This window comes from Mycolicibacterium brisbanense (assembly GCF_001570425.1).
GTDB lineage: Bacteria > Actinomycetota > Actinomycetes > Mycobacteriales > Mycobacteriaceae > Mycobacterium > Mycobacterium brisbanense.
In genome coordinates this window covers 20,814-44,759 of the sequence record NZ_BCSX01000045.1, presented here as the reverse complement: position 1 = coordinate 44,759, position 23,946 = coordinate 20,814, and the positions used below count along the sequence as shown (strand labels likewise).

Sequence of the window (23,946 nt, the reverse complement as noted above, 5' to 3'; positions counted from 1 at the left end):
CAGCTAGTTCTGTGCGGTCAGGTTTCGGGTGAGCTGCACGAACCGTCGCCGGTCTGCGTGCTCCAGGTCGAGAACGTCGTCGAGCGGCCAATGCAGGTGGTAGGCAAGGAAAGCCGCTTCCTGGTAGAGGACGTCGGCTCCGCAGGTCACGATTCCCCCAGGCGGCTCCCGGCAACGTCGACGGCGAAATCGTTGTTGCAGTGCGGGCAGGTGACCCGGGCGTGGGTATGGCCGTCCTGGTTCACCCGTCGGTAGAGGTCCTGAAGAAACGCCAGATCCGAGGCGAACAGGTTCTCGATGATGCCGCCGTGCACATCCTCGATGTCACCGATGCGCATCACCACCCGACCGATCAGAACCACCGCAAGATAATTCGGGCTTTCGCGCACGCGGTCGTCGCGCTGGGACACCAGTTCGTCACGGGCTGTCGCCAGCCGCATCACGCCGTCACGGTGCACGGTGCCCGAGGCGTCGACGTATCCGCGCGGCAGGACGAACGGAAACTCGGTGCGCAGTTCGCGCACCGGCTCATCGGAAGGCTTCTGCCCTGGCCCATCGGCCAGGGCAGAACTGCCGTGCACATTTCCTCGCCGCATCAGGCGGGTTCGCACTTCTCGTACGTCAGCACCAGCTTCTCGGTCATGACACTGGTGTCGCCTGCCTTCATGGAGCTGAGTTCCAGGCTCTTGGGCCATGCCGCGGTGAGGTTGTAGCGCTTGACTTCTTCACCCTCGTAGTCGAAAACGATGATGGAGCCGCCCTTGCGGGCATCCTTCATCTTGCCCAGTTGGGAATCCTTGACCCATTTGTCGAAGCTGCCGTCCTTGGTCAACGGGCGGGTCAGGGTGCACTCGCCGGCTTTCCACCGGCCCGGCAGCTTCTTGATGTTGTACTTGCCGTCCTTGGCCACGTTCGACTTGTACTCGATGACGTCCTGCTCCATCTTCAAGCCGGTCACCTCGGTGATGGCCTTGATCTGGATCCCGTCGAATTCGAGTCCGAATGAGTGGCCTACCGAGCTGTCGTCGTCCTGCAGTGCCATGGTTGTCTCCTCGTGTCAGGTGGGCTATTCGGCGACGAGGCTGGTGCCGCCGGAGTACTGCGAGAGCCGGAAGATCACGAACTCCGCGGGTTTGACCGGGGCAACCCCGATTTCGCAGACCACTTCGCCGGCGTCGATACCTTCGGCAGGATTGGTCTCGCTGTCGCACTTGACGTAGAAGGCCTCGTCGGGCGTCAGCCCGAACAGTGCTCCCTTACGCCACTCGTTGACCAGGAACGCACTGATGGTGCGGCGCAGCTTGGCCCACAGCGAGTAGTCGTTGGGCTCGAAAACCACCCAGTCGGTGCTGGTGAGGATCGACTCCTCCAGGTAGTTGAACAGCCGCCGGATGTTGATGTAACGCCAGGCCGGATCCGAGGACAGGGTGCGGGCGCCCCACACCCTGATGCCGCGACCCGGGAACGCCCGGATGCAGTTGATGCCAACAGGATTGAGCAGATCATGTTCACGCCGGGTGATCAATGTCTCCACATCGATTGCACCACGGACGATTTCGTTGGCCGGTGCCTTGTGAACACCGCGCGTGTCGTCGTTGCGGCCCCAGATGCCCGCGACGAATCCGGACGGCGGCAGGTACTTGCCACCCCCGGTGGTGACCCACGGCCAATAGAGAGTCGCGTACTTGGAGTCGTAACGCGCCTTGTCGACGCGCCACTCCTTGATCTGCTGTGCGTTGAATCCCGGCGGCGGATCCAGGATCGCCATCCGATCGCCCATCAGCTCGCAGTGCGTGATCATCGCCTGCTGCACCGACTGCACGGTGTCGATGTCGATGGCGCCGCGCTGATATGCCGTCAGCAGGTCAGGCATGCACACCATGGTGATCTCGTCGATGGTTTCCAAACCAGCGACACCGCTGCGTTCGTCGACGTTGCCCACGTAGTCGTCGGTGGTGAGTCGTTCCGGTGCCGTTGTCGTGGCGAGCTCAGCCGGTGCGGCGAGCGCGATCTGCATGCCGGCCTGCAGATCCTCGGTCGGTTTCCCGGAGATCTGTTCGAGCTTGATGGTTTGTGACGCCGCATTGACAACGGTTGCGACGTTGTTCTTCCCCCGGGCAGTGGTCACGTTGGGGAATTCCTCCACGGTCTGGCCGTCCCGCCGCACGACCAGCTTGACCGCACCGGGCTGCTGCTCCTCGCCGTCGCTGTGGAACGCCGCGACCTCCAGGCGTAACCGGTCTGGTGGCGTGCTGGGGTCCAGCGCCACCACTCGGTAGTTGGCCAGTACGCCTTGGGGCCCGGCGACCAGTTGCTGTTGTGCGCCGGCAGAGCCGTTTTCGCCCTCGCCGTCCCCGATGCGGACCACATACGAGTTGCCGCCGCCGTTCTGGAAATAAGCGGCCACGGACTCGGCGAGGCACGCTCCGTCTATCGCCCCGCCGAAGGTCTTGCGGTATTCCGTCCAGTTGCTGATCAGGGTGGGCTTGTTGAACGGGCCTTTCTCGGCCAGGCCGATGAACGCCGCCACGGCGGTGCCCACTCCTTCGATTGGCCTTGAGCCGGAGTCGGTTTCCTCGACATAGACTCCCGGCGACAGATACGTCGGCATTGCGCCTCCTCGATGGTCTGATGGGCTGGCCATGATCGTGCTCGTGTCGAGGCGGTGCCGCGAGGCGCACCGGGACTGTCGTGCGGGCAACGGTTCGTGCACTTTGAGGCATGCCCTGTAGGCGAGCTGAGCTCGACGCTGTGCAGTATCTATGGCGGAGCGGAATCGACTGCCCGCCAAGCGGAATTGCGTCCATGACGAGCTGTCGCCGGTTCATCAGCCGGGACGCTCGTTTCACCGCGATGCAAGGAGGTCGGTGGAGGTGTCGGATCTCCGTAGAGTTCGCGTGACGACGTTCGCTTTCGCGCGAGCGTGGGGATATCGGCGTCGACCGCCCGTTCGGGCATGCGCCGCTGTCCAAAGGGACACGCTTTCGCGTCTTCCGCCGTGCCGGGCAGCGCTGGATCGTTGCCTCATACCTTCAGGAGGTGAGGCGGCATGCGTACCCACGACAGCGAGCACGAGCGCGCATCAGAGTTGCGCCCGAAGGCTTCTCGACTCGAGGATCCGGAATCGGCGGTCGCGATGCGGGCAGCCTTGTCGGGCCGGCTCGACGTGGCCGGTCCGGCCGGGATCCTGGGCGTGCAGCGCGCGGCAGGCAATTCCGGTGCGGCGGCGCTGATGGACGAGGACCGCTCACCTGTCCACGATGTGGTGTCCTCGGCCGGTGCACCGCTTCCCGCCGATCTGCGTGCCGATATGGAGGGCCGGTTCGGACACGACTTCGGTGACGTCCGGGTGCACAACGATGCCGCCGCACATGCGTCAGCCAAATCGGTGAATGCACAGGCCTATACGGTCGGATCGAACATCGTCTTCGACAGCGGAAGATACGACCCGGGTTCGGATGCGGGCAAGCACATGATCGCTCACGAGCTCACACATGTGGTGCAGCAGCGCAGCGGCCCGGTCGACGGTACCGACGCCGGTGGCGGGGTGAAGGTCAGCCATCCGTCGGACCGGTTCGAGCGTGAGGCCGTCGCCAACGCCGATCACGTGATGTCCAGCCCGGCGCCGGCCGCGGCGGCACCGGCAGGTGTGCAACGGATGGCCGAGGCAGCGTCCGTGCAGCGCGAGGAGGCGCCTGAAGAGGAGGAGACGGCGCAGACCTTCGTGCAGCGCGAAGAAGAGCAGGCCGAAGAAGAATCGGCCTGAGACCGATCCACCGGGGGCACCATGAGCGAGCCGGCGCGGGCCGGGAGAGAGGTCACTGACGCGCTGGTGGCGGGGCGAGCGCAGACTCGGCGGCCGCGACCACAGCCGGGGGCGACGGGGCTGGCCGCGTTGCAGCGGACGGCGGGCAACGCTGCGGTCAACGCCCTGCTCCTGGGGAAACTCAGAGCGCCCGGCAAGGAAGAGATCGAAACGGCGCTGGGGGAGATGCGCCGCGACGAGCCTGCCGTCGACACCGTTGAGAAGGGGTTGAAGGCCGCGCAGGCCGTGGGTGTTCCCGTCGAGCTGGAGGGACCGAAGCCGCCCGCATCGGCATTGGCGGTGACCACCACGGGATTCGGGCCGGCTTCGGTCGCGCCGAAAAAGCCTGTGCCGCCGCCCAAACCGGTGCCGGCCAAAAGTGCACTGGGCAAGGTCGCGGCCGCACCGGCCAAACGAGGAAGCACAGCAGGTGCCGGTGGCCGGGCCGCCGTTGCGGCGCTACCGGGCGGTGGCGCCGCAGCCGGCCCCGCCGCGTTGAGTGCTGATCAACTGCTGCAACCACCGGTGGCGCCGCCAGGAGTGAAGCCTGCCCAGGACCCGGCGTTCGGTGCTGTCGCCGGTGGTGTCCGGTCGGTGGCTCACGACAAGCGATCTCATCCTGCCGCGGGGTCGAAAGCCAAAGAGGCGCAGGACGCGGCGGTGGCACCGTCCGACGACATCGCAGGGCAGGCCAAGGCGGCCAAGGTCGACACCATGGACGCCCAGCAGGCCGGGGCGTTCGACAAGAAAGCGTTCATCACCGCCGTAAAAGCGGCGATCGAGGCGAAGTCACCCAAAACCCTCAAAGAAGCCGACTCGTATGCGGAGTCCGGTAAGGCCGGCGAGGTCAAGGGCGAAATCAAGGGGATGGTGACCCAGGGTAAGGAGGGCCAGGCCAAGGACATCGAGGCTGCCACGGATGCAGCGCCGGACACTTCGAAAGCCGTCGCGAAACCGGTGACGCCGATGGGTCCGGAAGAACAGGCGCCGGCCCCGAAGGTCCCGGCCGACGGCGCAGTACCGAAACCCGCGCCGCCCGAGCAACTCAACCTCGAAGCCGGCAAGCAGCAGGCCAACCAGGAGATGGCCGACGCGGATGTCGACGAAAAGCAGCTCGGCGAGTCCAACGAGCCTCAATTCCAGCAGGCGTTGACCGACAAGAAAGAAGCCGCGGCTCACGCCGACAGCGCGCCGGCCGAGTACCGCAAGCACGAAGCGGACACCATCGACCAGTCGAAGAACGAAGCCGCCGCGGCGACGACCGCCGGGATCGCCGGCATGCAGGGTTCGAAAGCCGCGGCACTGGCCCACCTCGTCGCCGACAAGGGCAAGACCAAATCCAAGGATGAGGCGAAACGGGCCGAGGTCACGGCAAAGGTGCAAGCGATCTTCGCTGCGACCGAAGCCGACGTGAAGAAGATCCTCGACGGCATCGATCCCAAGGTGGAGAAGGCGTTCGAGGAGGGGGAGGCGAGCGCTCGCAAATCGTTCGAGACGTTTGTCGCTGCCAAGATGGCGGCGTACAAGGCGGATCGCTACAGCGGCTGGCTCGGCGGATTACGTTGGGCCAAGGACAAATTGGTCGGCATGCCGGACGCGGTCAACCGGTTCTACGAAGCGGGCCGCGAGCTGTACCTCAAGCAGATGGACACGGTGATCTCCCGGGTGGCCGACATCGTCGGCAACGACCTGACCGCAGCCAAGAAGCGCATCGCGGCCGGCCGTACCGAGATCGCCTCGTACGTCAAGAGTTTGCCTGCCGACCTGCAGAAGGTGGGCGCCGAGGCGTCAAAGGAGATCAACGACAAGTTCGAGCAACTGGAAAGTGACGTCAACTCCAAGCAGGACGCCCTGGTCGACACCCTGGCCACCAAGTATGTCGAAGCGCGCAAGGGTCTCGACGACCGCATCGAGGAGTTGCAGGCCGAGAACAAGGGCTTGGTAGACAAGGCCATCGGCGCGATTAAGGCAGTCATCGAGACCATCCGCAAACTCACATCGATGCTGATGAACACGTTGGCGCGGGTGGCCAGCGTGGTCGGTGACATCGTCAAGCACCCGGTGCGGTTCCTCGGCAACCTGATCGACGGGGTCAAGGGCGGCATCATGCGCTTCAAGGACAACATCCTGGAGCACCTGCGCAAGGGCTTGATGACCTGGTTGTTCGGTGCGCTCGCCGAGGGCGGCGTAGAGCTGCCCGAAAAGTTCGACCTGCAGGGCATCATCAAACTGCTCTTGTCATTGTTCGGCTTGACCTGGACCAACATTCGCAACCGGCTGGTCAAGCAGATCGGCGAGCCGGCGATGGCCGCGATAGAGAAGGGTGTCGAGATCTTCCGGACCATCGCATCCACGGGGCTGGCCGGGCTGTGGCAGATGCTGATGGACAAGCTCGGCGACATCAAGGAGATGATCCTCGAGAAGGTGAAAGACTTCGTCGTCACCCGGATCATCACGGCCGGCATCACCTGGCTGATCGGACTGCTGAACCCGGCCGCGGCATTCATCAAGGCCTGCAAGCTGATCTACGACATCATCATGTTCTTCGTCGACAACGCCGAACGGATCCTCAAGTTCGTCAACACGGTCATCGACTCGGCTGTCGACATCGTCCGGGGCAACATCGGCGGAGTCGTCGCCAAGATCGAGGATGTGCTCGGGCAGATGGTGCCCATCCTGATCGGCTTCTTGGCCAGTGCCATCGGTATCGGCGGCATCGGCGAGAAGATCCGCGAAATCATCGCCACCCTGCAGAAGCCCGTCAACAAGGCCATCGACTTCGTCATCAAGACCGGACTCAAACTCGCCGGGCCGATCATCCGCGGGCTCAAGGGAATTGGCAGCAAGGTAAAGGCCAAGGTGGCTGCCGGGAAGGCGTGGGTGAAGGGGAAGGTGGATGCCGGTAAGGAGTGGGCCAAGGGAAAGATCGCTGCAATCACAGGACGCCACCAGACTCCGTTCACGGTTCGCCAACCAGAAGGTGGAACAGAGCGGCACACCGTGACCAGCACGATCGGTGAGGACGGCCACGTCAAGACGATCGTCGCCAGCCAGCCCACCGAACTGGGAGTCCTCCTCGGGTTGTATCGGGGCCGCTTGGCGGAACTTCCAGAGCAACAGGGCAAGCAGCGTCCTCGGTCCGAGGCGGTCACCGCGATGAACAACATCGACACCGCAACGCAGGAGCTGGCGGCAGCGAAGACACCGAAAGATGTTGAGAAAGCGAACGACAAGCACGCCCGAAATCTGGCGAAACTGCTCAGCATCCAGGCGCAATTCGGCCAACCTAACCGGGCGCGCATGGCAGAGGAGCCACGTGGCGGACAGCAGATGACTGCCAGGATCACCGTGTGCGTTCCACCCAGAAACCTGCCTACTGAAACTCAGCCGGAACCACCAGCCCGTACACCGTTGGAAATGGCCGGCGCCGTACCGAGAGGTACAGGTGCAACGCCACCTCGAGGTTCGGGTTATGAACTGTTCAACCCTGACGACCGGCTACCTGCGGAGTCGCGAAACAAGCCCCGCGGCGGTGTGTACGTCGGCACCAATGAACCGAATTTGACGGGACTTCCACAGCAACGCGAAGTCGTGACTCACGGTTGGGCATCCGGTGGCGCTGCGTTCTTCAGATCCAACACCGGCCACACAGAAAGCCAGTTCGACAACTTCCTGGAGCAGCAAGGATCTGCCTTCCGCGAGCGGATTGTCGCGATCGAGATCAGGAGCAACCTCAGCCCATGCACAGCTTGCACAGACATGTTGGTGGGAATTCGACGGACCTTGGACAAGGAGCGCGCGCCCGCCGACCCGAGCATGCCGTCGGGACCGAAGATCCCAAATGCCGCTTTGACGTTTGCATATGGTGAGCTGTACCAGCCGCGAGAGGGTTACAACATGCCTGACCGGCAGGCTGCGCAAACCACGCCTTCTGATCTCGCCAAGCTGCGGGGGGCCCGGTGGCTCATCAGCGGGGCGTAGGCCTGATCGATCATCGAGTTTGACGTGAGGGCTGTCGTCGGGCGGGTTTCACGACCGTGGTGTCAATCTCGACGAGCAAGGGGTGGCCGGGCGTCGGGCCGAGCGGTGCCCGTCGTCGAGATTGACGTGAGGGCTGTTGTCGGGCGGGTTTTACGACCCTGGTGTCAATCTCGACGAGGCGAGGGGTGGTCGGGCGTCGGGCCGAGCTGTGCCCGTCGTCGAGATCGACGTGGGGGCTGTTGTGACGACGAAATCACGACCCTGGTGTCAATCTCGACGAGCGGTGGGTGGTCGGGCGTGGAGCCGACCCGGTGCTCGTCATCGAGATTGACGTGAGGGCTGTTGTGACGACGAAATCACGACCGTGGTGTCAATCTCGACGCACGGCCTTGACGCAAAGCCCGATACGCGCGCACGGCAGGCGCTCAGGCCTCGGCGATACGACTGAGGAACTGAACAGTCCTGGGATGTTGGGGGTTTCCGAAGAGCTCCTCGGGCGCTCCCTGCTCGGCGATGACCCCATCCGCCATGAAGACCACGCGGTCGGCGGTGCGGCGGGCGAAGCCCATCTCGTGGGTCACCACCACCATGGTCATGCCGTCGGCGGCGAGGCTGCGCATGACGTTGGTGACCTCGCCGACAAGCTCAGGGTCGAGCGCTGAGGTGGCTTCATCGAAAAAGATGATGCGCGGATTGACCGCAAGCGCACGTGCGATGGCGACGCGTTGCTGCTGGCCGCCGGAGAGTTGGCTCGGATAGTGGTGTGCGCGTTCGTCCATGCCCACCCGGGCCAGCACTTCCATGCCCTTGGTGTTGGCCTGCTCTTTCGACATCTTGTACACCTTGCGCAGGGCCAGGGTGACGTTACCGAGCGCGTCGAGGTGAGGGAACAGGTTGAACTGCTGGAACACCATGCCGACGTGGCCCCGGATCTCCGGAGCGCGTTTGGGGTCGTGCATCGGCACTCCACCGACCACGACCTCGCCGGTGGTCGCCGTTTCCAGCCCGCTCATGATACGAAGCAGGGTGCTCTTGCCCGAGCCGGATGCGCCGATGAGGACGACGACCTCGCCGTCGGCCACGTCGAGGGTGATGTCGCGCAGCACCTGCAGATCACCGAAACTCTTGGTGACACCGGACAACTGGATATTGCGGCCGATCTTGTTGTCGGTCAGCGTCGAGGTTGTCATGATCAGATGGCCTTTCGTTGGGTCCGGGTGACCCACACCGACAGCGGGTAGCACACGATGAAATAGAAGACGGCGACGGCGAGGTAGATCGACACCGGGTCGCTGGTGCGGTCGACGATGGACTGGCCGACTTTCATCATCTCCGCCAGCCCGATGATGGACGCGATGGATGTGTCCTTGATCAGCGAGATGTATTGGCCGACCATGGGCGGCAGCACGATCTTGACGGTCTGCGGCAGCACCACCCACCGGAACGTCTGGGCGGGTTTGAGTCCCAAGATCTGGGCGGCCTCATGCTGGCCGACAGGCACGGCCTCGATCCCGGAGCGGATGATCTCGGCCACGAATGCGCTGTGGTACACGCTCAATCCCACAGCGGCTGCCACGAACAGGTTCACGCTGTAGCCGAGATACAGTGCGGCCCCGAAGTATACGAACAACAGGGTGATAGGGATCGGTGATCCACGGAAAATCTCGACGTAGCCGCGCGCGACCAAAGGCAACACCGGCAGACGCGACGTCCGGACGGCCGCCACGGCCAGGCCCAGTAGCGTCGAGCCCGCGATGGAGACCGCCGCGAGCGCCAGCGTGATGAGGAAGCCCGACCACAGGAACGGCAGGCTCTGCCAGATCAGGTCGAAGTTCATAGCCGTGCTCCGATCAGTCGCAGCGCCCGCCGTTTACGCGCACCGCTGGCCGCGGGTGCCTTGAAGCCCAACCGCTCGATAAGTGCCGCGATCGCTGAAAGCCCGTAGCTCAATACCAGATACAGCGCCACCGCGATCCCGAACACCTGCACGAACAAGAGCGTGCGGGCGTTGACGACGGTCGCGACGCCGGTGATCTCCGGCACTGCGATGGTCGACAGCAGCGACGTACCGAGCAGCACCTGGATGAGGTTGTTCACCAGCGCCGGGTACACGTTGCGCAGTGCCTGCGGTGCAACGATGTTCAGCAACACGGTCGACTTCGACAAACCGAGGATCTGCGCTGCCTCCAGCTGACCCTTGCCGACCGAGGACATGCCGGCGCGCAGGACCTCGGTGAGGTACGCGCCGACGTTGATCCCGAGCGCGATGGTGCCTGCCGTCACCGCCGACAGCCGGATGCCCAGGCTCGGCATCGCGAAGTAGACGATGAAGATCTGCAGCAGGACCGGGGTGTTACGGATGGCCTCGACGTAGCAGGTCGCCACCGCCCGTAGCACTTTCGACGACGAGTTGCGGGCCAGCGCCGCGGCCGCGGCGATCACGAACGCCAGAATGAAACCGGCGATGGTGATCTGCAACGCGAGCACGGCAGCGTGTAGATAGTCGGGCCAGAAGGCCAGTACGGTTCGCCATTGATATTCGAACATTGTTCTCCGACCGCCGATCTCAGAATGCCGGCTGCAGCGGGAAGCGTGGATCTGCGCCGAACCACTTGCGGTAGAGCTCGAGGTTCTTACCCGAGGTGTTCAGCTCGAACAAGAAGAGGTTCAGATAGTCGACCCACACCTGATCGCCCTGCTTCACGCCAAAGGCGTTGTACTCCAGGGGAACCAGCTTGCTGGTGACCACGGTGAGGCCCGGGTTCAGCTTTGCCTGGTATTGCAGGAAGTTGGAGTCCTCCACCATCGCGTCGGCCTGGCCCTGCTTGACGGCCAGTACCGCGGCCTGTGAGCTGTCGAATTCGGCGACATTCACGTCGATACCCCGCTCGCGCAGGACATCGGCGTTGGTGCTGCCCTTGACCACGGCGATGGTGCGCCCCTTCATGTCTTCCAGGGAGTTGACGCCGCTGCCGGTCCGCACCAGGAGGCCCTCGGTGGCCACCACATAGGGATTGGTGAACGAGATCTCCTTGGCCCGGTCGAGCGTCCGCGTGAAGTTGCAGAACACGACGTCGACCTTGTTGGTCTGCAAGTTGGGGATGCGGTTCGACGATGTGGTGTCGACGACCTCGAGCTTGACGCCCATGTCCTTGGCCAGCTCGTTGGCGATGTCGACGTCGTAACCGTCGGGTTTGCCGTCGGAATTGGTGAAGCCGAACGGTGTGAAGGACAGACACGATGCCACCTTCAAGGTGCCCGCAGCCAGCACGTGTTTGAGCGTCGAGTCGGCGGCTGCCGCGCCACCACCGGCCGGCATCGGGGTGCAGGCCGCTGCCGCGGGAATGACTGCCGCGGCAGCGCATAACGCGACGACCTTGCGCAGTGAACGTGAGAGCTTCATGGATGTCTTTCTGTGCGGGGTGAGGGGAGGAAGCGATAGGCGAGGAGGTGGCGCGGGGTGGTCAGGGGCTCCGGTCACCTCCCCGATAGCCGAGTTGGGCCGATATGCGTCGTGCACCTTCTACGACGAGGTCGGTGTAGGCCTCACGGTTGTTCCAAACCGCCTCGGCAGGTCCCGACACGCTCACAGCGGCCGCGACGGCGCCCGTGTGGTTGAACACCGGCGCTGCAACGCAACGGATTCCGTCCTCGTTCTCCAGGTCGTCGTAGGCGTAGCCCTGTTTGCGGACGATGGCCAAATGGTCGCGCAGATCTTGGGCGTCGGTGATGGTCGACGGCGTCTTGGCGGGCATGCCGAGTTCGATGACGCGCCGTACCTCGTCCTCGTCGAGGTATGCCAGCATCGCTTTGCCGCTGGCGGTGGAGTAGGCCGTGCCGGTGTCGCCGATCCGCGACGCCATCTGAATCGGGGACTTCCCGGTGACCTTGTCGACGTAGGTCACCCGACCCTCGCTGTACACGAGCAAATGCGCGGCATGCCCGGTGGCGTCGGCCAATTGGCGCAGCACGGGCTGCGCGGCGGTTCGGATGTCGAGATCGGCGAGATAGGCGCCGGCCAGGCCCAGGATGCCGATGCCGATCCGGTAGGTCCCGTCGGCGTCCTGACGGACCAGTTGGGTCTCCACCAGCGGAGCCAGCAGCCGCAGCACGGTGCTTTTCGTCGACTCGATGCCGGCGGCCAGCTCGGTGAGGCTGGCGCCGTGGTCGCGGCCCGCGGTGGCGGCCACCAGGTCGAGCAGGTTCAGGGCCCGTCGCAGCGACGACGAGTTGTTACGCATCCATTATCCGTTCTGCATTGCAAAATCATGTTCTGTATTGCAAAATGGTATGCCATCCACACCGCTGTGCGCTAGACCACATGCCGAACTTTTTGGGGCCCGGCCTACATCGGTATCTGGACATGGCGGTGCCAGGGGCGTCCACTGGATCGATGAGGCGCAATCGCCGGGTAGCCGCGGTAGGCCGGCAGCGGGCGACACGAGCGGTGGCATCCGGGCCCGACATCCGACCGTTGGGGATGGCGCCATCGCGGGCGCTTCTCATGCTGACACCTGCGCGTACCCCGGCCGGGCTGGTGACCGACCTGCAACGTGCGGCCGGCAACGCCGCTGTGTGCCAACTGCTCACCGAGCCGCACCGGCCGAGCCCGAGCGTGCACGGCGGCGGACCCAGCGTGTCGCTACACGGGGATACCACCGCCGACTATGACGGTGGCGTGTCGAAATGGGTGCCGAAGTCGATCAAACGCGCCACCGGATGCACGGAATGTCCCGACGACGATCCATGCGTGCACGCCGTCGGAACGTTCAGCGTGGCCTACCACGCCAAGGTGACAATCACGATGCCCGACGTGCCCGACGGGCTGTCCGAATGCCAGCAGCGCAGGGTCCGGGCGTTTCTGCGTGACGTGCTGACCCCGCACGAGCGCGAGCATGCTCGTCGCTTTCGTACGTACGACGGAACCACCACGCACCGCGTGGATTTCACCGGATGTGGCATGAGCGCACTGCAGGAACATCTCCAGTCGATTCATGACACCGAGGAGGCGGCGCGCCACTCGGCGGCCGATTCCCTTTCGGCCGCAATCGATCCGTTCAACCGCCCGATTGATCTCGACTGTCAGGACTAAAGCATCGGCGTCCGGAATATCGACACCGAGGGTGGGGTGTCGCCGGGAGGTCTCCCGTTCACGGAGTCCGGATCCGGTGGCGGTGCGGCAGGTTGGATGCGAGTCATCACTTCGATGCGCGGTTGCGGTGGAGCCTCGCCGGCGCCGACGTAGCTTCCGCAACCTTCCGCCGCGCTGGCGGTAGAACCGTTCGGGCACGCGCAGTTTCCGCTGGCGTCGCGATAGGCCCGGCCTATGCACGGAGCCACACAACTGCCGTTCACCAGGGTGGTGCCCGATGGGCACTGGCACGTGCCACCGCTACGGACCTGGCCGGCCGGACAAGGAGTTACGCAGCTGCCCCCTTCCATCACGGTGCCCGAAGGACACTGGCAGGTACCTCCGCTGCGAACCTGTCCGTTGGGGCAGGGTGTGGTGCAGCTGCCGTCGCTGCCTTGGACGGTTCCTGACGGACATTGGCAGGTGCCGTAGGAATCGCGGGTCTGTCCAGTCGGGCAGGGTGTGGTGCAGCTGCCGTCACTTCCCTGGACCGTGCCTGATGGGCATTGGCAGGTGCCGGTGGAGTCACGGGTTTGGCCTTGTGGGCATGGCTGCACGCATTGGTCACCGTTCTTTTCGGTGCCTGATGGGCATTGGCAGGTGCCGGTGGAGTCGCGGGTTTGGCCTTGTGGGCATGGCTGCACGCATTGGTCACCGTTCTTTTCGGTGCCTGATGGGCATTGGCAGGTGCCGCTGGAGTCGGGCGTCTGTCCCTGCGGGCATTGCGGTCCCGCAGTTGTGGTCGTGGGGCAGGACTGATTCGCCGGAACGGTCGAGCCGTCGGGGCACTGCTTGGTGCTCGGAACCGTCGGATTGCCCGGGCCCGTGCCTGTTGCCGGGCAGGTCTGATCGGGCGGCACCGTGCTGCCGTCGGGGCACTGGATGGGTGGCGGGGGAGTCGGCGCGCACGGACCGTCCGGCGTCGGCTGATGGGACTGTCCCTGCGGGCAGCCCGCGGTGCGGAACTGGTTCGTCTTGAAGAAGTTGATGGAGTCGACCCGCCAGCCCTGTGGGTTCTTTTTGGCGACAACGCTTTCGATCAACATCGGATTGGTGTCGAGCACCTGGCCGTCCGGTGTTTTGACGGTCTGCGTCACCAAGACGGACCGTTCCACGGTATCGGGTTGGTCGGCAGGATGTTCTCCTACCACCAGCAGTGCGGTGGCATCGACTTCGGCGCGCTTGTCTTTCCACTCCTGCCACCAGACGCTGTTGCCGCGTTCGATGGTGTTGTCTTTCCCGTCCTGCAGCTTCTGGCCGAGATACGGCAGTGCCCGGATGTAGGCGTCGCGTGGTGACGCGTCGCGGGCTGGATACCACGTGAACATCGTCTGCAGGCCCTTGACGATCGCGTCCTGTGCCTCAGGGGGTGCGGGCTCGTCGGTATCAGACCCGGTGGGTTTGCCTCCGTTGCCTCCGCAACCGCCGACCACGAACATGATCGCAGCCAGCAGCGCCACGAGGACGCCGACGATGCGTCGCTCTCCCATGGCAACTCCTCGAGCCGGGTATGCGTACGGCCCCTTCATTGTTCGTGGTGCGGGGGACCGCCGCGACGGCCATCGGTGCGATGGTCCTCGACCGGTGGGGCAGTTCTGGGGGACCGAACGGGCACACCGCCGGGCGGGGTCGTGACGAACAGCCGACAGGGGCGCGACACTGCACAGTGCGGGCACTCGCTTGCGCTGAACTCGTTGACGCGACGAAAGATTGACCATGACGGGCCTGTTCACGATCCCGAGGCGGGCGGTTCTGGTCGCGCTGTGCGTGAGTGTCGTCGCAGTGTTGGTCACACCGGCGAACCCGGCATGGGCGGCTGCTGTGTGTGCGACGAGTGGCAAGCCGTTGGCTGACGGAACCTACACCGAAACAGCAGGTTTCGGCCCCCGCGGCAACACCATACATCAGGGAATCGACCTGGCAGGCAAACTGGGCACCAACATCTTCGCCGCGATGGACGGCACCGTGTCGGCCGCCGGGCCTGCGAGCGGGTTCGGTCAGTGGATCGTGATCGACTCGCAAACCCGCACCGGGCTGGTGTCCACCGTCTACGGGCACATGTACCCCAACGATGTCCTGGTGCGCCAGGGGCAGTCTGTGCGGGAAGGCGACCACATCGCCAACATCGGCAGCAATGGGCAGTCCACTGGTCCGCACCTGCATTTCGAGTACTGGGAGGGCGGCCGTCTCACCCATGGCCACGCCATCGACCCGTCGTTCATCCTGAACAGTCCTCCGCCGCCGACGAATCCGTCGACAGCCCAACAAGCTTCTGCTGCCGCCAACTGCCAGACCGGTGTCGTGCTCAAGCCCGGACTGGTGCCACCCGTGTTCGTGCCCTGGATTGTCAAGGCCGGCGCGATGTGTGAGGGCATCAAGGCCCCGATCCTCGCTGCGCAGCTGGAGGCGGAGAACGGATTTCGCTACGGACCCAGCGCCCCCGTGTCATCGACGGGGGCCCAGGGGCCCGCGCAGTTCATGCCCGCCACGTGGCAGACGTGGGGCAAGGACTATGACAACAGTGGCCCGCCGCCCGACGTCAACAGCATCCCCGACGCGGTGATGTCGCAGGGCGCGCTGATGTGTGAGAACTACCGGGAGTGCGCAGCGGGAATCGCCAACGGATCCATCGTCGGCGACCCTGTCGCGTTGGCGCTTGCCTCATACAACGCCGGGTTCGGGGCGGTGCAGCGCGCCGGCGGAATGCCGTCGGGCGGGGACTACACCACGCAGACCCAGCCCTACGTGGCCAAGATCATGCAGCGCTCCAAGGCATTCGAAGCCACTCCGGGTCTCGGCGGAATGCCCGCCCAAACTGTGGCGATCTCAGGCGGCCCGACCACCACTGTCGATGCGGCCAGCCAGTTCAAGGGCAAGAAATGGGTGTGGGGTGGCGGCAGTGTCGACGGGCCCACCGGGGACGGATTCGACAGTAGCGGGCTGACGTACTATGCGGTGGCGCACGGCTCCGGCGGAAAGCTGGTGCTGCCCCGCACCGCCGATGAGCAGTGGAGCGTCGGCAATGAAATCCCGCTCGCGCAGGTGCAACCGGGTGATCTCATCTTCAGCGGATGGGATCAGCACGGCCGGCCTTCGCACGTCGGAATCGCGATGGGCAATGGCCAGATGATCCACTCGGATCCGGCTCGCGGTGTCGTGGTGGCCGACTACTACCCTGAGTCCAAAGCTCGGCGGGTGTCATGAGAACCGTTGTATCCCTGGTGGTTTGCCTGGTGATCGTGGTCATTGCCCCGGTCACGGGGTGTAGGTCGGACGCGGTACCGATCAGCACTGCGGCGGAGGCTGACCTCAGCAACCCGGACACGGTCATCACCAACGCACTCACCACGATGTTCACCTGGGACCCCACCAAAGACGCCTCCCCGGACGTGGCCTATCAACGCGCTGCCGCGTACATGTCCAGCGACCTCGCCGGGCAGGGTGGGCAATCGGCGCCGGGACCCGGTTCGCAGTGGAAACAATGGGCTGCCGACGGTGCCGCGGTCACCGCCAAGGTGTTTTTTCTCGGCGACGAAACCCCGCCCAACTCCGACACTCTCATGCATCGTGTGGTTGTCGTCGCGCAGACCGTCGCAACGTCGGACAATCGGCTCATCGACCAGATCAGGCACACCGCGTGGGTTACCGCCACCAAGACGAACAACGAATGGCGCGTGACGAGTATCCAGTTCTGATGGAGGGTGACCCGTAATGTTCAGCGGTGGACGGATCCTGGTGGCGGCTGTCGGCGCCATCGTGCTCATTGTCGTGGCGGTCTACACGGTCCGCTCGGTCTGGTGGGATCCGGCCAGCAAAACCACGTCACTGTCCCAGCTTCCGTCGGCAACCACCACGATCAGCACCGCTGCCACCACGGCGATGAGCACGGCCGACGCATCCGGTGGCACCGGCGGCACACCAGGTGGCGGCGGCGGGGGCGATGGTTCCGATGCCGGAGCGTCCGCCACATCGAGCACGACGACCACCACGACCACGACCTCCAGTGCGACCGCCACACCGTTTACCGCCAAGACAGACAAGGTCAGCGCCTTCCTCGGCACCACCTACGCCAACGTCTCGCTGCCGCAGGTCGACGGCGGCGATTCCGCCGTGGCCGGTGTGTTCAATGACGAGATGCACAAAGTTCTTCAGAGCCAGGCTGATTCGCTCACCGGAGGCCGGCTGGAAGACCGGCCCGGCAGCGGGGTTCGGATCGGGCAGCGAGTGCTGAGTGGGTTGTTGCGCACCGCGGCGGTCGACACCGCGAAGGCCACGTCTCGGCCGCTGGTCGGCACGGTGGTGGTCGACGCCCAGAGCGGCCGCGTCATCACATTGTCTTCGCTCTTCAACGATCTCAATGCGGGTCTCAAGCTACTGGTGCAGGAGTCCAAGAAGCTTGGCCCGTCCAGTTCTGCGGGTGCCAATTTCGACGGCACCAAGCTGCAGGCGACCGAGCAGACGTTCGATCATTGGACTGCCGAGACCGCGGGCCTGCATGTGTTCTTCGATCAGGGCACGGTGGCCCCGAGCAGCTCAGGGATCGTCGACATCACCATCCCATGGAGCGATCTCGACGGTGTCATGAAATCCGGTGTACAGCAGATCGTTTCGAGCTGACACCATCAGGCTGAGTTGCCCCGCTTGATGCAGAACCCGCCGATGATCCCGATAATGGCTCCCGCTACCACGAGGATCACCCCGTATGCGGGCGCTGCGTGGACATCGATCTTACTGTCGGTGAACACGATATAGACCACAACGGCAAGCACCGCGAGGATTCCGGCGACGATCGTGTAACGACCACGGGGACTGAGGATTCCGAGAAGCATCACGCCGGCGAGCAGCAGGATGACGGCACGTAGGACGGGTTGGCTGGCCTGCATCCAGACAAGGTGGTTCGGCGCTGCACCCGACTCTATGGCGGCGAACATATTGTTCAGGCTTCCGTTCTTGTCCAGTGCGCCAAGCTCGGTCAGGTAGCTGGCGTAGAACGTCGGACCGCCGAGGAACCAGGGCCGGACAGAGCCGAGCACCATCAACAACCCACCCAGCAGGGTGGCCGCCAACCGGATCAGCGGCAGGATCTCCGACATCGACTGGGTGAACCGGCCGTGGTCCTCCACCGAACCTGTTCCGTCATCGGCCCGTACGGTGAGTTCTCTGGCGATCTCTTTGCCCGCACCGGGCAGATTGGCCCACACCTGAAGCAGGGCAACGCCATTCTGGCCGGGTGCCACGTCGACGCGCTGCGGGTTGAAGGCGAAACGTACCGCGCCCTCGGGGTCGGTGCCCGACAGCCAGGCGCTCAGCGGCAGTGCACCGCGAGTGTTGTCCACGGTGACGCGGAACCGGCCGCGCCGCCGGTTGCGCACCGACACATGCTCGGGCTCCAGCCGCAACTGTGCCGTCGTCATGGGCGAGGTGCTCGAGGCCTGCACGAGCGAACCCGTCGCCTCGCTCTCATCGGTACCGTCGTTACACACCACCATGATCGGACGTTCGACCTGCTGGCCGGGATGTGGCAGGGGGGCCTGAACACTGGCCTGTATCCGGGCCTGTTCACCCGCACGGACGTAGATCTGTGGCTGCGAGAAGGCGAACCGCACCACTCCCTCGGGATCGCGTCCCGAGAACAACAGCCGCCGGTCGCGGCTGCCACGGCGGTTGTCGATGATGACCGCAATCTCCGCGGAGGTCGCGTCTTGAAGCCGGGTTACGGTTCGTTCCAGTCGCAGCCTCACCGGACTGTCGGCCGGCGCCTGCGAACGTTCCTGCACCACGTTGACCAGGGCCTCCACCCGTATCTGGTCACTCGCTGCGGTGATCTTGAGCGTGCGTGGCGCTTGCTGGCCGTAATCGATCGGCGGGACGTCGAACTGGACATCGGCGGTGATCACGCCGCGCGGCGGCACCTCCACCACCTGGGGCCGGATGGCGAATCGGACGACGTTCTCCGGGTCGGCCCCGGACAGCGAATACCGTTGCGGGTAGTTGCTTCCGGTGTTGTCCAACCGAACCCGGAACCGGCCCCTCGTCTGGTCGCGAAGTCGCACCACCTGTGGTTCGGACGACATCGTGATCGGCCCGCCGACGCGGGGCACCGTCACGACCAGCTCGGCGTCGGTCCGCTTGGCCGGATCTTCGATCGAACACACCTGCACGCGCAGCCGGAACCGCTGCACGTAAACGTCGAATCCGGGCCGGATCGTGAGGGTGACGGTGGTGGTCTCCTCTTCGTCGGTCAGCAACCTGATCTGGGGATGCTGCAGGTCCAGCCATTTCGGCGCGCCGGCGGCGACCACGGTATAGCCGTCGACGATTGCCGACTTGTTGCGGATCCGGATGTCGACGGTCCCGCCGGTGGTCGGATCGAGTTCGACCTCAGGGTGTTCGATGGTCACCGTCGGTGCGCTGGCGGGGCCGGCGGCCGGTCCCGGGCGGGCGATGCGCGGGGGATCAGGGCGCCGCGAACGATCCGCTGTCGGCGCGGCGGAGCGCTGGGTATGGGTTTCCCGTACCACCGGCACCGCCGCCGTCAGCGGAGTGCCGCCCAGCGACCCGTCGCCGGTGTTCCAGCCCAGGTAGAAGTCGCACTTGGTGCAGAACTGGGCGTCCGGGGCGTTCTCGGCGCCGCATTGTTCACAGCGGTGTTCACTCATCGTCGAATCTCCTGACGCTCATCGGATTCGGGGGTGGGCAACAACCGGCCCAACTTGCGGTACTCCTGTTGGATCGCGGCGCCGACGTGTCCGGCGGACACGGCGCTGCCGGTGTCGGCGGCGAGATATGCCGCGGTGATGGCGGCCGACCGAATGTTGCCGCCTGACAACGGAAACGATTGCGCATATCGGGACAGTCCCAGATCACCATGGGTGGGCACCGGCGGTGCCAGGCAGCGTTGCCACAGAGCCAGCCGGGCTGCTTCGTCCGGCAGCGGAAAGTCGACGACCATGTCGAGGCGACGGGTGAACGCATCGTCGAGATTGGCCCGCAGATTCGTGGCCAGCACCGCCAGGCCGTCGAATGTCTCCATCCGCTGCAGCAGATAGGCGCTTTCGATGTTGGCGTACCGGTCATGCGCATCACGGACCTCGCTGCGCTTGCCGAAGATCGCGTCGGCCTCGTCGAACAGCAGCACCGCGCTCACCCGCGACGCTTCGGTGAAGATCCGTTCGAGGTTCTTCTCGGTTTCGCCGATGTACTTGTCGACGACGGTCGCGAGGTTGACGGTGTAGAGGTCCAGGCCGAGATCACCGGCGATGACCTCGGCTGCCATGGTCTTGCCGGTCCCCGAGTCGCCGGCGAACAACGCGGTGACGCCGGTGCCGCGGCCGCCCCCCGGGCGCATCTGCCAGTCCGACAACACCACTTCCCGCTTGCGAGCCCGAATGGTCAAGTCCTGCAATTGCTTCAATGTCTTGACCGGCAGCACCAGGTCGTCCCAGCCCACCGCGGGCTCGATCCGGCGGGCTAAGTGCTCGAGGCCCGCGGCGTTCTGTGACCGGGCACCGCGGCGCAGATCGGCGCCGGTCGCTGCGCCGTTGCGGGTCCGTGCCAGCGCCCGCCCGGCGGTGATCGCGGCGGTGATCTGTCGAGGCCCGAACACGTACTGCGCGGCGATGTCGTCGACATCGATACCGTCGATCAGTGAACCGAGTTCGCGTCGCCACACCTCGGCACGCTCGCCGACGCTGAGCCGGGCGGCTTCGGCGATCAGCGGCACCTCGTCGGACCAGTCGGGGTTCCACGCGCCGGTGCCGGTCAACACCACCGGAACCGGCATGCGCGCCAACCGGAACACGGTGTCGGCGGTGGCGGCGCCGAGCGCGTCCACCGCAGAGACCACGAGGCTGGCGCCGGTGAGCAGCGCTTCGCGTCCCAGTACGACGACGGCGCTCTCCAGATCTGAGGACCGAGCCAATCGTCCTGCGTCGCAGCAGATCACGGTGTGACCGGCCGATCGCAGTGCCGCGGCGGCGATCGCCACGCCGGAGTCGTTGACGGATTCCCTGATATAGCACAACTTCTGCCCGGCGGCGAACGCCCGTGCCATATCGCGGGATTGCGCGCAGTGATGCTCGTCCGGCTCGACGAGGACGCCCGTCAGCGCGGCGTCGGGCGTGTCGTCACCGAGGAGGTAGGCGGTCACCCGGTCGGGAACGCGTATCGCGCGGGTGAGAAACGGCCGGTCGGCATCGTCGACGACCACCAACGCCTGATCCACCAGCGCAGACCCGGGCGCCAGCATGGCGCGGGCGGCGGCGTTCATGGGGGACAGGCCCGAAAGTTCCAGTGCCAGACCGACGGTCGCGCGCCGGCGCGTCACGTCGTCGTTGAGGTAGCCGTAGAGGCGTTCGAATCGGCTGTCGAGATCAGGTAGCTGACAGATGATGAGGAACTCGACCTCTTGCGGATCCAGGCGCGCGGAGCGGGCCAGGCGGCGCAACCGCAATTCGGTGCCGGCCCGTTCGGCGGCGTCGGCGTGCTGTTCAAGGGCGTCCCGCGCGGGCTGCGGAACTTCCGGCGGCGATGGGGGGTGAGCCAGCAACGCGTCGACGACATCGTCACTGAGGTAGAGCCCCCGGAACGGGTCATCGGGTGCCGGATCGTGGCTGCGGCGGTGGGCGACCAGGGCCCGGATCCGCTCCTCAACCAGCATGGCGCGGCCGAGCAGGTATCGCGTACTGTCCATCGGCCTGGCCTACTTCTTGCGCTGGCGCTTGCGGATTCGCATGCCGTCGCGGGCTTCGGGACCGAACGCGGGCTCGCCGACGGCGCGGCGCCGTACGGTCTCGCGCGGCACCGAATCGTCGGTGGCCTCGACATGCAACACGGGCGGCCGCTCGACCGGCGGTCCGGCGGCGAAACTGCGTCCCGTGTCGGTCGGAGCGGTGACGACGACGTCCAGCGACGGCTTCAACTCGCCGCCGAGCGCGGTCCACACGTCGGCGAACGACCGGTCTTCCGGGGGCGGCAACGCCACCGATACCGGGACCGGAAGTCCCAGTGCAGCAAGGGAACCGGTCAGAACATCGGTCGGCAGTGCCTCGTGGCGCAGGAAGCAGCTGAGCAATGCGGACAGCAGTCGGTGCTCGTCCTCGGGGCGCTGGGTCCAAGCGGCCACCAGGTAGGACAGTTTGAAGTGCCGTGGCGGAAGGTGCCGCGCGGTCACCCGGTTGCCGTCGTACTGGTTGAGCAGGCCCCGCTCGCGCCGACGCAGGTCCTCCCTGATGTCGTAGAGGTAGACCCCGATGGTCGGAGCGTTGCGGCGACTGGCCCAGTCTTTGGTGGGCGCGTCGAATTCGACCTCGACCTCGGCAGGGTCGACCGCCTCACGCTCGATGAGGGTGCGTAGCGCATGGTCGACTTCTGGTATCACTGGCCCATCGTTCCGTGTGATTCGGTTGTGGTGTACGAGCGCGAGTCCCGTTGTGGAGGCAGGGGATTCTGCCCGATCGGGCGGCGGTCAGTTGCCCGCAGGTGTTCGGACCACCGGCGGGCAGTCGGCGGGAGTCGGTGCGGTGGATCCGTCGGGGCATTTCACGTCAGGCGGGGGATTCGTTGCCGGGCATGTCTGGCCGGGCGGTACTGTCGTGCCGTTCGGGCAATGCACGGGGTCGACCGCGCACGTCTGGCCCGCGGGCACGGTGCTGCCACCCGGGCAGGTGATGTCCGATGTGCCGGAACAGGTCTGGCCGCTCGCCGGTGGATTCCCGTTGGGGCACTTTGCCGGAGCTTCGCAGGTCGTGGGTGCGGTGACCGTCGTGCCGTCGCTGCATTCGGTGACGGTCTTGCACTGTCCACCGGACTTGACGGTACCTGTCGGACAGGTCTTGTCCGATGGACACGCCTGGCCTGCCGGCACGTCCTGACCGTTCGGGCAATGCGTGACGTCCGGCGTCGACTGCCCGGTGCCGTTCGACCCGGTGTCGTTCGAACCGTTGCCGTTCGGAACTCCTTGGGTGACAGGCACTTCCACGATCGATGTGGACGTCTGGGTCTGGGTGACAGTACTTCGCACCGGTGTTCCGCCACCGTCGCTGGGTTGGAAGGTGATGTAGAGCGCCACCAGAGCGATCGCTGCGGCAATCGCGGCACCGGTGAACAGCACGCCCGGTCGGCGGAACCATGGGATGTCCGCCACCGGCGGGTCGGGGTAGGCGGCAGGCGTGCGGGCGACGTCGCGATCCAGGAACTCGCGATCATGTTGTGGCGAGTACTGGGTCGGCTCCAGATCCGGCTCCGGGTCTTGCGACCATGCGTGCTCCGTGGGGAGTTGGGCACGGCCCAGCCGTCGAGTCGGATCGTCGGGGTCACCATTCATCGGTGCGCTCCTCGGCCTCGGTTCAGATGAGCCCTTCGCGCACTGCGTACGCGACCGCATGCGAGCGGTTACGCAACTGCAGGCGGGTGGTGACGTCGTGCAGGACGTTCTTCACGGTGCGCTGGCTGTAGCACAACTGGCGGGCGATCTCGTTGGTGTCGTGGCCGTCTGCGATCAACCGCAACACCTGCACCTCGCGGTCGGACAACCCGGTGAAGGTCAGACCGCGCGGGGACAGGACCTGTCGTTGCAGCCGGCCCACCTGTCCCAGGAGGTGGCCGAGCAGATCCGACGGGATGACCCCTTCGCCGGCGGCCACTTTCTGGATCGTGCGCACCAGTAGATCGGGCGTGGCCTCGCTGCGGCGGAGCAACCCGCTCACCCCGACCTCGGCGACGGTCACCACCGTGTTGTCGTCGATGGCGCTCATCACCAGGATGGTGTGTGAGACACCGGCCTTCTTCAGCGAGCGCAGGATGCGGACGGTCTCGTCGTCGAGCGTGTCGGCGACCGCGATGCCGACGTCGACGCCGGCGAGGTCACCGGATTCGACGACGTCGATCTCGGGGCGCATCCGCAGTTGACTGATCACGCCGGCCTGCAGGATCGGGTCGTCGGCGTATACGTAGGTGGACACTCGGCGCTGCATGGCATTTCCCCTTTGGGCGGGCGGACTGTTGCCAATGAGTATCCGGACGGGCATCA

21 protein-coding genes are annotated in these 23,946 nt (G+C 65.3%); 6 read left to right on the top strand and 15 right to left on the bottom strand.

Translation table 11 applies throughout. The annotated features are described in order from the left end of the window. Positions 1-3 precede the first annotated feature (3 nt). The 4 genes from RMCB_RS36115 to RMCB_RS25835 are packed head-to-tail and all read right to left on the bottom strand — an operon-like array spanning position 4 to position 2,611. Positions 4-150: a DUF6760 family protein gene (locus RMCB_RS36115; protein WP_165606325.1), complete on the bottom strand. Its 147-nt coding sequence runs from the start codon at positions 148-150 to the stop codon at positions 4-6. Then, positions 147-581 carry a hypothetical protein gene (locus tag RMCB_RS25845; RefSeq protein WP_234792243.1) on the bottom strand — a complete coding sequence of 145 codons (435 nt, stop codon included), beginning with the start codon at positions 579-581 and terminating at the stop codon, positions 147-149. Before RMCB_RS25845 ends, RMCB_RS36115 begins: the two co-directional genes overlap by 4 nt. A 14-nt stretch (positions 582-595) precedes the next feature. Then, positions 596-1,042, bottom strand: coding sequence for a phage tail protein (locus RMCB_RS25840; RefSeq protein WP_029370186.1), 447 nt, complete (start codon positions 1,040-1,042; stop codon positions 596-598). Positions 1,043-1,066: 24 nt separating this feature from the next. After that, positions 1,067-2,611, bottom strand: coding sequence for a phage tail sheath family protein (locus tag RMCB_RS25835; RefSeq protein ID WP_029370187.1), 1,545 nt, complete (start codon positions 2,609-2,611; stop codon positions 1,067-1,069). Positions 2,612-3,049: 438 nt separating this feature from the next. On the opposite strand from RMCB_RS25835, the gene RMCB_RS25830 reads away from it, so the two are divergent. Further along, positions 3,050-3,766, top strand: coding sequence for an eCIS core domain-containing protein (locus RMCB_RS25830; RefSeq protein WP_062831041.1), 717 nt, complete (start codon positions 3,050-3,052; stop codon positions 3,764-3,766). Positions 3,767-3,787: 21 nt separating this feature from the next. Beyond that, positions 3,788-7,786 (top strand): phage tail protein, encoded by a 3,999-nt coding sequence (locus tag RMCB_RS25825; protein ID WP_234792242.1) that lies wholly within the window; start codon positions 3,788-3,790, stop codon positions 7,784-7,786. A gap of 425 nt (positions 7,787-8,211) precedes the next feature. Here the strand turns inward: RMCB_RS25825 and RMCB_RS25820 are convergent, their stop codons facing one another. The 5 genes from RMCB_RS25820 to RMCB_RS25800 all read right to left on the bottom strand — a co-directional run bounded on the left by RMCB_RS25820 (position 8,212) and on the right by RMCB_RS25800 (position 12,027). Next, entirely contained in the window at positions 8,212-8,976 is a 765-nt protein-coding gene (locus RMCB_RS25820) for an amino acid ABC transporter ATP-binding protein (RefSeq protein ID WP_029370190.1), read from the bottom strand. Positions 8,977-8,978: 2 nt separating this feature from the next. After that, positions 8,979-9,623, bottom strand: a complete 645-nt coding sequence (locus tag RMCB_RS25815; protein WP_062831040.1) for an amino acid ABC transporter permease — start codon at positions 9,621-9,623, stop codon at positions 8,979-8,981. Beyond that, entirely contained in the window at positions 9,620-10,333 is a 714-nt protein-coding gene (locus tag RMCB_RS25810) for an amino acid ABC transporter permease (protein ID WP_062831039.1), read from the bottom strand. Before RMCB_RS25810 ends, RMCB_RS25815 begins: the two co-directional genes overlap by 4 nt. 19 nt (positions 10,334-10,352) lie before the next feature. Then, the gene (locus RMCB_RS25805; protein ID WP_062831038.1) at positions 10,353-11,189 is read right to left on the bottom strand and encodes an ABC transporter substrate-binding protein; all 837 of its coding nucleotides are present in this window, start codon (positions 11,187-11,189) and stop codon (positions 10,353-10,355) included. Between the two features lie 61 nt (positions 11,190-11,250). Then, positions 11,251-12,027: an IclR family transcriptional regulator gene (locus tag RMCB_RS25800; protein WP_029370194.1), complete on the bottom strand. Its 777-nt coding sequence runs from the start codon at positions 12,025-12,027 to the stop codon at positions 11,251-11,253. 152 nt (positions 12,028-12,179) lie between these two features. On the opposite strand from RMCB_RS25800, the gene RMCB_RS25795 reads away from it, so the two are divergent. Next, positions 12,180-12,878: a hypothetical protein gene (locus RMCB_RS25795; protein WP_131805581.1), complete on the top strand. Its 699-nt coding sequence runs from the start codon at positions 12,180-12,182 to the stop codon at positions 12,876-12,878. Here the strand turns inward: RMCB_RS25795 and RMCB_RS25790 are convergent. Further along, a complete protein-coding gene (locus RMCB_RS25790) occupies positions 12,875-14,407 on the bottom strand; it encodes an EB domain-containing protein (RefSeq protein WP_062831036.1) in 1,533 nt (510 codons plus the stop codon). The genes RMCB_RS25795 and RMCB_RS25790 overlap by 4 nt on opposite strands. Before the next feature lie 226 nt (positions 14,408-14,633). On the opposite strand from RMCB_RS25790, the gene RMCB_RS25785 reads away from it, so the two are divergent. From RMCB_RS25785 to RMCB_RS25775, 3 genes are read left to right on the top strand one after another with little or no spacing between them, the layout of a single operon-like run. Continuing rightward, on the top strand, positions 14,634-16,121 hold the full coding sequence (locus tag RMCB_RS25785; protein WP_084388610.1) for a peptidoglycan DD-metalloendopeptidase family protein: 1,488 nt from the start codon (positions 14,634-14,636) through the stop codon (positions 16,119-16,121). After that, positions 16,118-16,612, top strand: a complete 495-nt coding sequence (locus RMCB_RS25780; RefSeq protein ID WP_062831035.1) for a hypothetical protein — start codon at positions 16,118-16,120, stop codon at positions 16,610-16,612. The genes RMCB_RS25785 and RMCB_RS25780 overlap by 4 nt, the downstream gene beginning before the upstream one ends. Positions 16,613-16,628: 16 nt before the next feature. Next, a complete protein-coding gene (locus RMCB_RS25775) occupies positions 16,629-17,534 on the top strand; it encodes an RsiV family protein (RefSeq protein ID WP_062831034.1) in 906 nt (301 codons plus the stop codon). A 5-nt stretch (positions 17,535-17,539) separates the two neighbouring features. Here the strand turns inward: RMCB_RS25775 and RMCB_RS25770 are convergent, their stop codons facing one another. The 5 genes from RMCB_RS25770 to RMCB_RS25750 form a co-directional block, all read right to left on the bottom strand. Beyond that, on the bottom strand, positions 17,540-19,576 hold the full coding sequence (locus tag RMCB_RS25770; RefSeq protein ID WP_062831033.1) for a zinc ribbon domain-containing protein: 2,037 nt from the start codon (positions 19,574-19,576) through the stop codon (positions 17,540-17,542). Continuing rightward, on the bottom strand, positions 19,573-21,609 hold the full coding sequence (locus RMCB_RS25765) for an ATP-binding protein (protein WP_062831032.1): 2,037 nt from the start codon (positions 21,607-21,609) through the stop codon (positions 19,573-19,575). Before RMCB_RS25765 ends, RMCB_RS25770 begins: the two co-directional genes overlap by 4 nt. 9 nt (positions 21,610-21,618) lie before the next feature. Next, positions 21,619-22,296, bottom strand: a complete 678-nt coding sequence (locus RMCB_RS25760) for a Pvc16 family protein (RefSeq protein ID WP_029370201.1) — start codon at positions 22,294-22,296, stop codon at positions 21,619-21,621. An 87-nt stretch (positions 22,297-22,383) separates the two neighbouring features. Further along, positions 22,384-23,241: a hypothetical protein gene (locus RMCB_RS25755; protein ID WP_062831031.1), complete on the bottom strand. Its 858-nt coding sequence runs from the start codon at positions 23,239-23,241 to the stop codon at positions 22,384-22,386. 22 nt (positions 23,242-23,263) lie between these two features. After that, positions 23,264-23,890: a LuxR C-terminal-related transcriptional regulator gene (locus RMCB_RS25750; protein WP_029370203.1), complete on the bottom strand. Its 627-nt coding sequence runs from the start codon at positions 23,888-23,890 to the stop codon at positions 23,264-23,266. Between the last annotated feature and the right edge of the window lie 56 nt (positions 23,891-23,946).